Origin of the sequence: Spirillospora sp. NPDC127506 (assembly GCF_040302145.1) — a bacterium.
GTDB lineage: Bacteria > Actinomycetota > Actinomycetes > Streptosporangiales > Streptosporangiaceae > Spirillospora.
Genome location: NZ_JBEORG010000031.1, coordinates 51,449 through 65,631 on the forward strand (window position 1 = coordinate 51,449; position 14,183 = coordinate 65,631).

The following is a 14,183-nucleotide window of genomic DNA, read 5'->3' on the forward strand; positions in this document are numbered from 1 at the left end:
CACCTTTCACATCGACGTCCGCCCATCATGGCCCTGACCTGGGCGGAGGAGGCGGAGCCGGCGGGATTACCACGGCCTCTACATCGTAGGTCGGGCGGCGCACCGAGGTTCCGTCGCGGAGCACGACCCTCTCGTATCCGGTGTGCACGACGCTGGTGATCTGGTAGCGGGTACCGCGCGGCAGGATCAGCTCCCGCTGGTCGGGGAACGCGCTCGCGGAGCCCATCCACAGCCCGCGGCTCCCGGGCGGCAGGACCAGGCGGACCCGGTTGCCGAACGAATGCCCGTCCACCTGGGCCGGGTCGCGTCCGAGCGACGTGGACATCGGGGCGGCCTCGGTCTGCACCGTGCCGACCAGGTTGGCGACGGGGTCGCGCCCGTTCAGCGGCAGGCCGTCCCGGCCGAGCAGGAAGTTGAGGTCGGACAGGCCGCGCACCGCCTGGACGGGCTCCGGCAGCGGCTGGTTCAGCGCCTGGTCAAGCTCGGCGATGCGCCGCCAGAACGCCTGCTCCGTCGGCTCCTCGCCGAGGTACTGGCGCAGCCAGTGCCGCTCCTGGTGGTCGGCGCGCAGCTGTTCGAGGCGCGCCGTCACCGACGTCAGCGGCGGCGCCAGCAGCCGGTCCACAAGCTGCCGCTGGTGCGGGTCGAGGTCGGTGCGGCTCCGCAGCCGGACGATCTCCTCCAGCCGGGTCGGCATCCGCCCGCCGTTCAGGTGGTGCAGCTGCACGGCGGACCACTCCGACCACGCGAGCCGGTTCAGGTGGGCGCCGAGGTCCGGGCCGCCGGGACGCAGGAACCGGTTCGGCATCGACTGCCGCGTGTACCACCAGGCGGCGCGCCGCAGCGGCTCGGGCAGGTGGCGGAAGACGTGCCCGAGCCGGTTCTCGCCGTACCGCTCGCCCTGCCGGTCGGTGTCGAACCGGTGGACCCCGTCGGGGTCCGTCCGGCCCTCCGGCCGCAGCCAGTCGCGCAGCCCGCGGGCCTCCGCGTCCGGCGGCTCGCCGTGCGGGTCGCGCGGCCCCGCGTCGCCCTGCGGGTGGCCGGGCGGGCGGGCGTCGTCGCCGGCGAGGACGGTGCCGTCGGGGCGGTGCACGTCCCAGCCGCCGTCCGGCGGCCAGGTGGGGCGCTGCCGCCCGTCCGCGTCCGTGCGGCCGGACGAGGCGAACACGTTGCCGTCGGAGTCGGACCAGACGAGGCCGCGCGGCGCCACCACCGGCACGCCGAGCCGCTGCGCCAGCTGGGCGGCGAAGTCGCCCTCGCCGGTCCGGCAGGACAGCAGCATGACCCGGCGGCCGTCCCAGTCGGGGTCGCTGCGGATGAGCGCGGCGAGGTCGTCGGCGCTCAGCCGCCTCCCGTTCACCCGCAGCCCGTCCGGGTCGCCGTGCCCGTCGACCACGAACGTGTCGGGGTCGGGCGCGACGCGCCGGGCGAGGTCGCGCATGGCGGTCTCGTCCGGGCCGAAGAACGACCGCCCGGCCGGGGTGCTCTCGCTGTCCCGGAAGACGTCGTGCAGGTGCTCCGGCAGATCGCCCGGCACCGGGGACTCGGTGTCGCCCGTACCGTCGCCGTCCCGGTCGTGCGGGGACTCGTCCGAGTGCCGCTGGACGTCGCCGACGCCGTGCTCGACGCCCGGCCCGTGCGCGGGCGTCGTGCCCGGCCCGTGCGCGGGCGTCGTGCCCGGCCCGTGCGCGGGCGTCGCCGGTGAGGGCTCGGAGTACCAGCCGTACTTGGCCGCCACATCCGGCCGAGCTGCCCCCGCCAGCCGAGCCGCCGCCCCGTCCCCCGGCGCAGGACCGTCGCCCGGCGCCGACCCGCTACCGGAGGACGGCCCGTTTCCTGGCGCTGGTCCGTTGCCGGATGCCGGTGCGTCGCCGGGGACGGGTCCGTGGCCGGGCACCGGGCCACTGCTCGGACCTGGATCGCTGCCCGGAGCCGGGCTGCTGCCGGGGGTCGGGCCGTCGCCGCTGGGCGGAGCGCTGTCGGGAAGCGGCGCGCCGCCGGGGGCGGGGCCGGTGCCCGGAACCGGGCCATTGCCGGGCGGCGGCGGACCGTCGTCCGGGTCGGGGCCGGAGCCCGGGGGCGAGTCGTCCGGCGGTGGCGTGCCGGTCGTTCCGCCGGTGCCGGGGCGCTGATCGGGGCCGGCGAGCGCCTCGTCCAGGGCCTCCTGGAAACGGCCGATCACGCGTTGCTTGATGGCCTCGTCGAGCGCGGCCTCTTCACGGGTGACGTCGCGGTTCTGGGATTCCGCGACGTTCGGCAGGTCCCGGCGCACCTCGTACAGGGAGTGCTCGTAGGAGGCGACGTCGTCGATCGAGCGCAGGTGCAGCCGCAGCTCGCCGATGTGGCCGTTCGGCATCCGGATCGTCAGCTGGACGTCGCGGTAGCCGCTCGGCACCGGGTTCTGCATCCGGTCCTTAACCGACGTGATCTGCACGCCGTGCTCGCCGGCGATCCGGTGGATGCTGCCGAGCGCCTGGTAGAGCCCCTCCACGGAACGGAACTGGATCCGTGCGCCGAGCAGGTCGTTCAGGCGGCTCGCGTCCCCTCCGTAGTCGCCAATGATCTTGTCGAGGGCGCGGACCCGGTCCTTGTCGCCCGGACGCAGCTTCGGGTCCGCCCCCATCTCCGTGAGTTCCGGGTCGTGGACGAGCGCGTGCAGCAGCGCCTCGGACTCGTGCTTGGCGTCGTACAGGCCGTCCAGGTACTCGTTGAGGTACGGGTCGTCGCGTCCCAGGTCCGGGTCGACTCTGGACAGGTCGAAGTCCGGCTGGTCGGGTGCGACCCGCGGTTCGAGGCTCTCCCCGGGCTGCCGCTCGTTCACGACGGCGTCGGCCAGGTCCCGGCTGATCTGCTCCTGCTCGGGGGTGAGCGGCGTCGGCTGCGCCTTCACCCCGTCCCCGCCGAGGATCGCCTCCGCGCCGCGCTCGTTGACGTCGTGCACGGCCCCTTCGAGGATGCCGACGGCCTCGGGGTGGCTCAGGACGCTGTTCAGCGTCTTCGGCCGAGCGAGAAGCGAATCGCGGAGGGACGTCTCCAGGTCGTTCAGATCCCGCCCCGCCATGATCCGGGCCAGCTCGGGGTGGTTCGGCAGCGTGTCGCGCAGCTGCGCGGCCAGTTGCTCGCCGAGCGGCTCTCCGGCCCGGTCCAGCATCTCCCGGACCCGCGGGTCGTCGTGGATCTGCCGCATCACCTCGTCGGACGCACGCTGCGGGGGCGCGTCATCCGAGTGCGGACCGCCGTCCGGGCGGGCCTGGCCGTCCGGGCGGGGCTCGCCGTCCGGGCGGGGCTCGCCGGCCGCTGGTTCCGGGCGGGACGCGGCGCCGTCCGGGGGAGTCGGGTCCGCCGAGCGGGCCATCGGCTCGGGAGGCTCGCCCGCCGACCGGGACGCCGGTTCCGCCCAGCCGAACGGGCGCGCCGGGCCCTTCGGAGAGCCGTCCGGATTGACGGGCGTCGCGGCCGATGTGCCGAGATGGTTCGGCGGGAGGTTGTAGAACGTCCGGTAGTGGACGGTCGTGGTCGGCGGGACGGTATTGAAATTCGTCTGCGCCCAGCGCGCGTGGATCACCTGCGGGGTGTACGCGAGCCCGCCCGTGTCGTTGTGGTTCGGTTCCGCGAAGAACTCGAACCGGTCGACGAAAATGTTGTTCTCATCGTCCTTGTGGAGCTTTGCCAGTTGCTCCTCAAGGCCGTACCAGCTTTCCGGACGGGTGACCTGATGGGCGTTCTTGCCCTGGTTCTCGACATTCCACTGCGGGAAGTAATTGATCCGCTCCCGCGGGCCGTCCCCCTGGTGTCCGAAAATGTGGCCGCCATTGAACCGGGGACCGGAATACTCGTCGTTCCCCATGCGCCCGACGTGTGTCTGCACTCCGTAACGGCTTCTGCCGCCCGCGTCGTAGTCGGGGCGTCCGGTGGCCATGTCCGCCTGGCCGTTGGCGTCGGTGTGGAAGAGGAACGTCCCGGGCTCGACCCGGTAGGCCGGCGATGGGGTGCCGCTCGGGTCGTCGGCATCGGGAAGCCCGTCCTCGCCGGGGTCCCTCTGCTCACCGAGGTCGCCGCGGCGGACGGCGTCGACCGGATCGAAGTCCGCGGGGTCCAGGTTCTGGAAGCGCTCGCGCGGCTCGACCATGTAGTTGACGTTGGGGAGGGGGACCCCGTCGTCCTGGTGGGTGAGCAGGCCGAGTTCGCCGTTGTAGTTGGCGACGCCGTCCTGGTCGCCGTACCACGTGCGGACGTGGGTGATGTTGCCGTTGCCGTCCGTCCAGAAGATGCCGTGCAGGTTGCCGTCGTTGTCGTAGACGGCGATCCGCGAGTCCGGCTCCAGCGGCTGCCGCGCGCTGAACGGCTCGCCCGCGGGATCGAACCCGCGCTCGGTCACGTCGTTCAGCGGTTCGCCGTCGGCCGTGCGGGTCGGCGGGTCGAACGGCGCGGCGGCCGGCGACTGTCCGCCGTCCTCGCCCGTGAAGACGTGCGGATCGCCCCGGCCGAAGTCGATCTGATGGACGACGCCCGGCCTCGGCTGGGTCAGGTCGATGTTCTCGTTCGGGTTCCGCAGTGCCGCCGGCTCGCCCTCGGCCTGCGGGTTGGTGACGTGGGTGACCTGGCCGTCGGCGTTCGTGTAGACGATCGACCGGACGATCTGCTGCCCGTTCTCGTCCAGGACGGGGTGCCCGTCCTCGTCCAGCGCCAGGATGCGGTGGCGGCCCTCCTGCGGCGGATAGTCGAGGTCCGCGGCGTGCTCACCTGGCCGCAGGTGGTGGTTCTGGGTGGCGGCTCTGTCGACCTGCGGCGGGTTCCACGGGTGCTGTGCCGGCGAGCCGCGGGTCTCGTCGCCGTCGCCCGGGCGCACCGCGGCCGACTGGGCGTCCGACACCGGATGGCCCGGGGCGTACCCGTCGCGCCCGGCGGGGGTGGTGGAGCCGTCCGGCCGGTGGGTCTGCCATCCGCCGTTCGGCGGGAGGTCGGGACGCGTCCGGCCGTCCTCGCCGGGACGCCCGGACGAGGCGTAGACGTTGCCGTCGGAGTCCGACCAGGCGAGCCCGCGCGGGGCCGTGACGGGGACGCCGAGCCGCTGCGCGAGCTGCGCGGCGAACTGGCCGTCGCCCGTCTCGCAGGACAGCAGCATGACCTCGCGGCCGTTCCAGTTCGGGTCGTTGCGGATCAGGTCGGCGACGTCGTCGACGCTGAGCCGGCGGTTCCCGACCCGCATCCCGTCGGCGTCGCCGTGACCGTCGACGATGAACCGGTCGGGATCGGCGGGCACCCGCCCGGCGAGGTCCCGCATGGCGCTTTCGCCGGGCCCGTAGAAGGCGCGCCCTCCGGGGGTCTCGTGGCTGCCCCGGTAGACATCGTGCAGATGATCGGGAAGCCCGTCGGGCGGGGTCTCCCCGGCGTCTCCGTCATGGGCCGCCCCGTCCTCGTCGCGGGGATGGCCGTCGTCGGAGCGCGGGGCCGCATCGTCCCCGCGCGCGGCGGCGTCCTCACCGCGCCCAGCGGGCTCGCCACCTTCGCCGGCACGATGTGCGGCGGGCTCCCCAGCGCCACGCGCGGCGGGTTCGGCGCTGCCGTGTGCGCCAGGCTCGCCAGGGCCGTGCGTGCCGGGTTCCCCAGCGCTGCGTGCCGCAGGTTCGCCAGCGCCGCGTGTGCCGGGTTCGCCAGCGCCGCGTGTGCCGGGTTCGCTGGTGCTGCGTGTGCCGGGTTCGCCGGTGCTGCGTGTGCCCGGTTCCCCCGCGCTGCGTGCGGCGGGTTCGCTGGTGCTGCGTGCGGCGGGTTCGCCGGTGGTACGGGTGCCGGGCTCGCCGGTGCCGCGTGCGGCGGGCGCGCCGCTGCTGTGTGCGGCCGGTTCCCCTGGAACGGGTGTGGCGGGTTCGCCGGTGCCGCGCGCAGGCGGTTCAGCAGTCTCGCCGGTGCTGCGTACCGCGGGGCCGTCGCTGCCGGGACGGTGTGGCGTGGCGCCGCCGTCGGACGTCCCGGGGGACGGGGTGGAGCCCGGGTCGGCGGGCGGTGTGGAGCGGAAGCGGGGTGCGGGCCCAGGGTCGGACGTGCCGGGACCTGCCGGGCCGGAGTGCGGCGGCGGGCCCGCGTGCGGGGAGGGGCCGGGGTTCGGCGGCGGCCCGGCGTACGCCGGATTGCCGGTGCCGGGGTGCGGAGCGGACGCGCCGCCCGCGTTGAGCGGGCCCGGGTCCGGGGCGCCCGGAGGGATCACGGTGGCGCGGATCTCGACGATCGGATTGCCGTTGAGGTCGCGGGCGTTGGTGTCGACGCTCGTGATCTGGTAGCGGGTGCCGCGCGGGAGCACGAGTTCGCGCTGGTCCGGATAGGCGCTGTTGCCGCCCATCCACACGCCGTGCGACCCCTCCGGCAGGTCCATGTGGATCCGGTAGCTGAACGGGCGGTTGTCGACCACGGCGGGCTCGCGCCCGAGCGACGTCGACATGTACGCCGGCTCCGTCTGGATCGACCCGACGAGCAGTTGCGCGTCGCCGCTGCCGAGCGGCGTGCCGTCGGGGAGGCGCATGAAGCTCACGTCGTGGAGGCCGCGCTCGGTCTGCACCGGCTCCGGCAGGCGTTGGTTCAACGCCTGGTCGAGTTCGCCGATGCGCCTGTTGAAGGCGTCCACGGTGGGGGGCTCGCCGAAGTAGTCGTGCAGGAACGACCAGTAGCGCGCGTTGTCGCCGATCTGCCGGAGCCGGTCTCCCGGCTCGTCCGCCGACAGCACGTGGTCGACCAGGGCGCGCTGCTCGGGCGTCAGGTTCGGGTTGGCCGCCCACTGGTTCAGGGTGTCGAGCGTCGGCATGGACCGGCCGCCGTTCATGTTGGCCAGCGCCCACGCCGTGTTGTGCTCGCCCTGCATGTGGTTCAGGAAGCCCGGTAGGTCGGCGCCGGGCCGCAGGAACGCGTTCGGCATCGACTGGACGGTGTACTGGACCAGCGCGTTCTGCAGGTGCGGCGGCAGGTTCTGGAACTGGTGCCCGAGGCGGTTGTCGCCGTACCACTGGCCTTCGTCGTCGCTGGTGAAGCGGCGCACCGGGTCGGGCGCCACCTCGCTGCCGTCCCTGTCGTGGACCGTCCAGCCCGTCGACTCGGGGTTGCCGTGGGCGTTGAGGTCGACGGCCCCCCGCGGGGCCGTGACGCGGACCCCGAGCTCCTGGGCGAGATCGGCCGCGAACCGCCCGTCGCCGCTGTTGTTGGCCAGCAGCAGGACGTCGCGCCCGTTCCAGTTGGGGTCGCTGCGGACGATCGCCGCGAGGTCCGCCGCGCTCATCGGCCGGTCCCCGACGATCACCCCGTCGCGGTTGCCGTGCGCGTCGAGGACGAACCTGCCCGCGGGGTCGGGCGGCACCATCCCCGCCGTGCCCCGCATGTGCGGCTCGTCCGGCCCGTAAAGGGCCCGGCCCGCCGGGGTCTCGGCGCTGTTGTGCCAGGCGTCGTGCAGGCGTTCCGGCAGACCCTCCGGCGGGTCCTGCCGCGGCTGCCCGCCTGAGTCATCGTGCGGCTGCCCGTCCCGCGCCCGCGGCCGCCCGTCGTCGTCCGCGCGCGGGCGTCCGTCGTCCGCGCGCGGCCGGTCTTCGCCGTCAGTACGCGGTCGTCCCTCGTCGTCCGTGCGAGGACGACCGTCGTCTGCGCGCGGCTGGTCGCTGTCGGTCCGGGGGCGTCCGTCTTCGCCGAGCGGCCGGTCGTTGTCGCTGCGGGGTCGTCCGTCGTCCGCGCGGGGTTGGCCCTCGTCGGTTCGCGGTTGCGCTTCGTTGTCGGTGAGCGGGCGTCCGTCGTCTGCGCGCGGCTGGTCGCTGTCGGTGCGGGGGCGTCCGTCTTCGCCGAGCGGTTGCTCGTTGTCTGTGCGTGGACGTCCCTCGTCTGCGCGCGGTTGGTCGTTGTCGGCGCGGGGTTGGCTCTCGTCCGTTCGGGGTTGCGCTTCGTTGTCGGTGAGCGGGCGTCCGTCGTCTGCGCGCGGCTGGTCGCTGTCGGTCCGGGGACGTCCGTCCTCGCCGAGCGGTGGGGCGTCGTCGGTGCGTGGCCGGCCGTCACTCGGCTGGGAGGTGTCCGAGCCCGGCCCGCTCTCCTTCGGGTGGGGCTGGCCCTGGGAGCCGCCGTCCGGAGAGGTGGAGCCGTCCGGGGTCTGGGACGAGGACGGGGTGGAGCTCCCGCCGGCGTTGTTCGAGGTGTTCGGCGCCGGGGTGTTGTTGCCGTTGGCGCCGAGGTGGCGGTCCATGACCTGGCCGATGGCCTGCGCCAGCGGACGGGGGTTCTCGGCGAGGCGGTACTCGGTGAACGCCTCCGCCATCATCTCGTGGGGGTCGCCGGACCCGTAGCCGGACAGGGCGTTCTCCACCCGTGTCTGCGTGGCGGCGTCGTGCGGCTGGGTCGCGTCGTACGGGACGCCGAGCGCGTTGGACACCGCCCGGTTGAGGTCGGCGAGCATGTGCGGGTTGTTGAGGAGCTGCTCGCCGAGGTGGTGTCCGAACTCGTGGGTGAAGACGCCCTCGGTGGAGCCGCCGCCGGGCACGGTGAAGCCGGTCGCCTCTTCATCGGCGCCGTCCTCGGCCCGCAGCGCGTTGTCGGCGAACGCCTCGTCGTTGAGGTAGATGCCGGGGCTGCTGGACTCGGGGGTCGCGTAGGCGAGGACGTCGTCGTTGCCCGGCCCGAGCGACTGGTTGAAGTCCTCGGAGCCGATGTGGGTGAGCCCCCGCATCGTGCTCGGGTAGTCCGCCGCGAGCTGCTGGATGGCGTTGTTGACCTCGTGCGCCGCGGCGGGGTCGATCGGGCTGGACGTGAAGTCCACGGTGGGCGCGTCGTCGCCGAACTGGGCGAGGATGTCCCGCGCCTGCTGCTCCGCGTCCGCGAGCTGCTGAGCCTCGTCCGCCGACCCGTCCCCGGGGGACGTGCCGTCGTCGGCAGCCGTGCCGTCGTCGGGTGCGCCGCCGTCGGCCGCCTCCTTCTTGTGCGGCGCGTCCCCGTCCGGCTGCGCCGCGTCGGCGGGCGGCGACTGCTCGTTGCGGACGACTCCGTCGCCGTCCACGTTCTCGACCGGGGACGGCTGCGGCTGCGAGCCGGGGTCGGCGGGCTCGTACGGCTTCGCCTCCTGCTTGGGGCGCGGAGACTCCAGCTTCTGGCCGCCGTCCGCAGAACGTTCCGGACGGGACGACGACGGGGAACTGGGCGTCCGCTCCGGGCCTCCGCCGGAGGGGCCGCCGGAGACACCGCCCGGGGAGGCGGTCCCCGCCGGCCCGCCGAAGGCGCCCATGGGCATCGGCATGGGCGCGATGAAGCCCGCCGGCTGCCCGCCGGAGCCGTCCTCGGGCCGCGCCATGGCGTCCTGAGCCTCGTTGGACCCGTCGGAGCCGCGCGGCTCCGAGTCGGAGGCGGTGCTCGTGCCCCTCGCGCCGGGAGCCGGCGTCTCGCCTTCACCGGGCGTGGACCCGCCAGGCGTGGACCCGTCCGAGGCGGACCCGCCGTCAGGCGTGGACCCGCCGGACGTGGAGCCGTCGCCGGGCGTGCCTCCACCGGCCGGTGCGGTGGCGCCGTCGCCGGGCGTGGCTCCGCTGGGGCGCGTGGTCCCGTCGCCGGGCGTCGCGCCGTCGGGTGACGTGCTCCCATTGGAGGGCGTGGTCCCGCCAGCCGGGGGCGTGGCGGTGGCCGAGGCGGTTCCATCGCCGGGTGCGGTTTCGGGGCGGGGTGCGGTTCCGTCGCGGGGCGCGGTCCTGTCGCCGAGAGTGGTGCCGCTCGCCGTGCCGCCGGACGTTGAGCCGGCGGGAGGTGTCGTGTAGGTGCCGCCTGGTGTGGAGCCGTTGCCGCCGGGCGCGGTGGAAGCGCTCGTCTCGCCACCGGGAGTCGGTGACGGGGTGCTGCTGTGCGGTGCCGTCTCTCCGTGCGGTGTCTCGGGAGAGGTGGAACCGGGCCTGCTCTCCCCGGGAGCCGGCGTGCTGTCCCCGGGAGCCGGCGTGCTGTCGCCGGGGGTGGGGGAGGCGGGGTGCTCTGACGGGGCGCCGTCGGACGCGCCGTCGTGGGTGGTGGACGGGTCGGTGTGCGTCGTGGAGGGGCCGTCGTGCGCGGTGGAGGGGCCGTCGTGCGCGGTGGACGGACCGTCGTGTGCGGTGGAGCGGTCGCCGCCCCGCGTGGACGAGCCGTCGCCCGACGTGCTGGAACCACCGCGGGTTCCGGAGCCGCCGCCGGCGCTGGTGCCGCCCGGAGACGAGCCGCCCCCGGACGAAGAGCCGCCGCCGGCCGAAGACGGGGTCGAGGACGGTGTTCCGCCGCGGCCGGGCGCCGAGGACGAGCCGCTGCCGGACGAGGACCCGCCCGACGACGAGGAGCTGCCACCGGACGACGAGGAGCCTCCGGACGCGGAAGAGCCGCCGGACGCGGTGGAGCCTCCCGCGGGGGCGGTGGCTCCGGGAGCCGGGCCGCCGCCCATGGGGGCTACGCCGCCGGGGGCCGCGCCGCCCGTCGGGCCGCCGCCGACCGGGCCGCCGGCGCCGGGGCCGCCGCCCGCGGAACCGCCGCCGGACGGGGACGAGCCGCCGAACGCGGCCGGGTTCCCGCCGAGGCCGCCGCCGCTCGATCCGCCCGAGGGCGATCCGCCGTCGGGGGTCGCGGAGGCCAGGGAGGCGCCGCCGCCTCCGCCGCCACCGCCGCCGGTGTCTCCGAGCAGCGTCGCGATGCGGTTGCCGCCGCCTCCGCCGCCTCCTCCGCCGGTATGCGAGCCGCCGCCTCCGCCGCCTTCTCCTCCGCCGGAGTAGGAGCCTCCGCCGCCTCCGCCGCCGGAGTGGGAGCCGCCACCGCCGCCCCCGCTGCCGCCTCCGCCGCCGTAGTTGGAGCCGCCGCCTCCGCCGCCGTCACCGCCCCCGCCTGACGGCGAGGGGGACGGGGAAGGCGAGGGTGAAGGGCTCGGGTCCGGCGTCGGCGTGGGCGTCGGAGCCGGGGGAGTGTCCGGGGTCGGGGTGTTGGTGCCGGGCACGTGCGAGTTGAAGTCGTTGAGCCCGTCCTTGCCGCCGCCGACTGCGCCGCCGAACGCGCCCGACGTGGCGCCCTTGGCGATGGCGTCCCAGGTCAGCGGGTCGCCGTGGATCGCGGCGGTGGCGACCGTGCCGGCCACGCCGCTGATGGCCTCGGACACGCCGTCGCGCACCATGCCCTTGGCCATGTTGCCCAGCGCGGTGTCGGCGGTCTCGCTCACGCCGGGGATCTTGCCGATGCCGTGCCCGATGCCGCCGGAGATGGCGCCGCCTATCGCGCCGTCCAGGGTGGCCGAGCCGGTCTTCTTCCAGTCGACGCCGTCCCGGTTGCCCTGCGCGATCTGCACGCCCTGGACGAGCAGGTCGAGCCCGCCGCCCTCCAGGGCGCCGACCAGGGCGCCCTTCAGGACGGCGCCGAGGAACCGCCGGCTCAGCCACTCAAGCAGCCGCTGGAAGATCGTTCTGGACGCGACCTGGGCCCCCGCCTCCACGGCGGGGATGGCCGCGGTGGACGCGCCGAAGGTCGCGAAGGCCGCCGCGATCAGATAGGCGATCTCGATCGCCGTGACGATCAGCAGCGCGATGAACATGTACTTCGCGTACTCGATGTCGAGCGCGCCGCCGTCCAGTGTCTCGCCGAGCTGGCCGCACGACTCGACGAGTTTCGTCAGGATCTGGGGGTCGGTGGAGACCCACTGGTCCCATCTCTTGCCGAACTCGTCGGCGGCGCCGCTGTCCAGTGCGGCGCGGACGTCGGACGCCGTCTGGTTGAGGTCCTCGATCAGCTCGTTGATCTCGGTGCCGGCGGTGCGCCACGCCTCGGCGCACCGGCGCATCGCCGTCTCGTCGCCCTCGGGCCAGTCGGCACCGATGATCCAGGACAGCCACTGGACCGGTTCTGGGATTTCAAGACCCACGGATCAGCTCACTTCAGCCTGGAGGCGTCCTCTGCCTGCTTGTAGGTCTTGGCCATCTGGTCGACGCCCTTTTTGATGCCGTCCAGGCCCTTCTGGAGCTTGGGGAAGGACTCCAGGACCTGCGTGCTCGGCTCCTTGTAGCCCTCGGCGAACGTCTTGCCGGTCTCGTCGGTGCCCCAGCACTCGCCCTCGGCCATGAGCGCCGAGTTGAGGCGGTCGTAGATGGCCTTGAGCTGGTTGGCGCCGTCGTGGAAGCCCTTGCCCGCGCGCTTCAGCTCTTCTGTGTCGACTTCCAGGTATTCGTAGGTCATCGCGGCGGGATCCCCAGGCGCTCGCGGATCGCCTCGAAGTCGTCGGGACGCTCCGGCAGCACCTTGGTGATGTCGAAGCCGCCGCCCTCGTCCGCGCCCTCGGGCACCAGGCCCTGCATCGCCGCGCGCATCTGGTCGGCGACCTGGGCCTGCGCGTCCTTCGCGGCCTCAAGGATCGACTCGGCGAGCTGCTCGGAGCCGAGCTTGCGCTGCACGCGGGGGTCGAGTTCGAGCGAGGTCAGCCGGCCCTGCCGGTCGACCTTCACCCGCACCATGCCGTCGGCGGCCTCCGCCTCGGCCTCGATGGCCTCCAGCCGGGACTGCATGTCTGCGATCTGCCGGCGCTTCTCCTGGTAGGTCTGCAGGAGTTCGTCGATATGCGCCTGCCATTCAGCGCGCACAGGCACCCCTCTGTTCGTCGGGAGCTTGCAAGAGCCCGCGACCGCGCACGATCACAGACACACAGGGATTGATCATTTTATACGGCTTTCAAGACCGATTTTGCAACCGGTATCGCACGATAGGTAAGGCCGGGATGGGCGGCGGACGCCGCGCCGGGCCGGGCGTATGGAACACTTCGGGTTGCAGTACTGCGGCGACCGGTGGTTCGACCTTGGAGGGTGGCGGACGATGCGCAGGAGACCGAACATCTGTGACGCCTGCGTGCGGTTGCAGAAGAGGTCCAACCCTGGCGCGGAGACATCGCTCGACCGCTGGATCCCCTACTGCGAAGCCTTCCCCGAGCGGATACCGGACGAGATCTACCGCGGCGGGTTCGACCACCGGAACCCGTACGAGGGCGACCGGGGTATCCGGTTCGAGCTGCGTCCCGGCGGGGAGCGCGCCCTGGCGGCGTACGAGTCGGCGATGGCCCGCAAGGAGGCGCGCCGGCGGGACGCCGGGCGGCAGCCGGGCGAGGACGGCTGACGAACCGGCCGGGAGCGCGGCGGGAAGCGCGGCGGGCCCCGCGGGCCCGCCGCTCGCCGGCGCTCACCCGCTCCACAGCAGGGTGTTGACGACCTCGACGCCGAGCTCGCCCGCCGTCGCGAAGACGCTGCCGGTGCGGTCGCCGGTCGGGCCGCCGCTGGACCAGTACGACTGGGCGTACACGACCGTGGACCCCTGCGTCCACGTCCGCGTCCAGTACGCCGGGTCGGCCTTCGGCTGCGGCAGCCCGCTGGCGACCGACGGCGTCAGCAGCTTCGGCCAGCCCTCCCGGCTCGTGTAGCCCTTGACGAGGGCCGCGTCCGACGGGCTCGCGAACTTCAGGATCGAGACCGCCGTGATGATCTGCTTGGACGGGTTGGCGTAGACGGCCGAGTACATGTCCCCCACGCACGGGTGCCGCCGCAGCGCCGGCAGCAGCACGGAGTTCGCGCGGGTCTCGCACGACTCGGTGCGGGTCCCCGCCCTGGTGAACGTGTTGCCCTTCGCGGTCCGGATCGTCCGGGTGAGGACGCCGGCCGGGTCGACCGCGCCGCCGCTGGAACTGGTCGGCGTCGGCTCCGCCGTGGGCTCGTCGGTGGGACCCCCGGCCGGGGACTGCGACGCGGCCGGCAGCGACGCAGACGGCAGCGACGCCGTGCGGGCCGGGTCGTCGTCATCGCCGCCGAGGACGAGGAAGGCGCCCGTGCCGATCACGGCCAGGACCAGCACCGTGCCGATGATGAGCAGCGGCACCAGCGCACCGCCGCGCCGGGGATTCGGCGGCGGGAAGCCGGGGCCGCCGGGCAGCGGCGGCGGGCCGGGGGGCGGCGGGAATCCGGGCCCGCCGGGCGGCTGACCGGGCCAGGGTGGGGGGTTCATGGTCACTCCCGGGTGGTGTCACAGGCGGGGTGTGAACTAAGACCCGCGGAACCCGCGGACGGTTCAGGGGAATTCATGGTGGATTTCCCTGTGCAGGTCCCCGTGCCGGTGAAACCCTTGGACCGTAGGACTTCTAATCTGTGGGGGACGGGTCGCGCACCCGTCCCGGTGCGTGCGGCGACGAGTGTCTCGTAGGC

The 14,183-nt window shown here is 74.1% G+C and carries 5 protein-coding genes; 1 reads left to right on the forward strand and 4 read right to left on the reverse strand.

Features of this window, described 5'->3' with window-relative positions; translation table 11 throughout:
- Positions 1–25: 25 nt before the first annotated feature.
- The 3 genes from ABTW95_RS26020 to ABTW95_RS26030 are packed head-to-tail and all read right to left on the reverse strand — an operon-like array spanning position 26 to position 12,581.
- Positions 26–11,869: a DUF8616 domain-containing protein gene (locus tag ABTW95_RS26020; RefSeq protein ID WP_500227646.1), complete on the reverse strand. Its 11,844-nt coding sequence runs from the start codon at positions 11,867–11,869 to the stop codon at positions 26–28.
- 8 nt (positions 11,870–11,877) lie between these two features.
- Positions 11,878–12,180 (reverse strand): WXG100 family type VII secretion target, encoded by a 303-nt coding sequence (locus ABTW95_RS26025; protein WP_396445978.1) that lies wholly within the window; start codon positions 12,178–12,180, stop codon positions 11,878–11,880.
- Positions 12,177–12,581, reverse strand: coding sequence for a YbaB/EbfC family nucleoid-associated protein (locus ABTW95_RS26030; RefSeq protein ID WP_396445979.1), 405 nt, complete (start codon positions 12,579–12,581; stop codon positions 12,177–12,179). The genes ABTW95_RS26025 and ABTW95_RS26030 overlap by 4 nt, the downstream gene beginning before the upstream one ends.
- Positions 12,582–12,810: 229 nt before the next feature.
- On the opposite strand from ABTW95_RS26030, the gene ABTW95_RS26035 reads away from it, so the two are divergent.
- Complete coding sequence (locus ABTW95_RS26035; protein ID WP_396445980.1) at positions 12,811–13,107, forward strand: hypothetical protein; 297 nt, start codon at positions 12,811–12,813, stop codon at positions 13,105–13,107.
- A 63-nt stretch (positions 13,108–13,170) separates the two neighbouring features.
- Here ABTW95_RS26035 and ABTW95_RS26040 read toward each other — a convergent pair whose 3' ends face one another.
- Positions 13,171–13,986, reverse strand: coding sequence for a flagellar basal body-associated FliL family protein (locus tag ABTW95_RS26040; RefSeq protein ID WP_396454087.1), 816 nt, complete (start codon positions 13,984–13,986; stop codon positions 13,171–13,173).
- Between the last annotated feature and the right edge of the window lie 197 nt (positions 13,987–14,183).

Coding starts and splice junctions, on each gene's coding strand:
- ABTW95_RS26025 (WP_396445978.1), bottom strand. CDS start 12,180: ATGACCTACGAATACCTGGAAGTCGACACAGAAGAGCTGAAGCGCGCG.
- ABTW95_RS26035 (WP_396445980.1), top strand. CDS start 12,811: ATGCGCAGGAGACCGAACATCTGTGACGCCTGCGTGCGGTTGCAGAAG.
- ABTW95_RS26040 (WP_396454087.1), bottom strand. CDS start 13,986: ATGAACCCCCCACCCTGGCCCGGTCAGCCGCCCGGCGGGCCCGGATTC.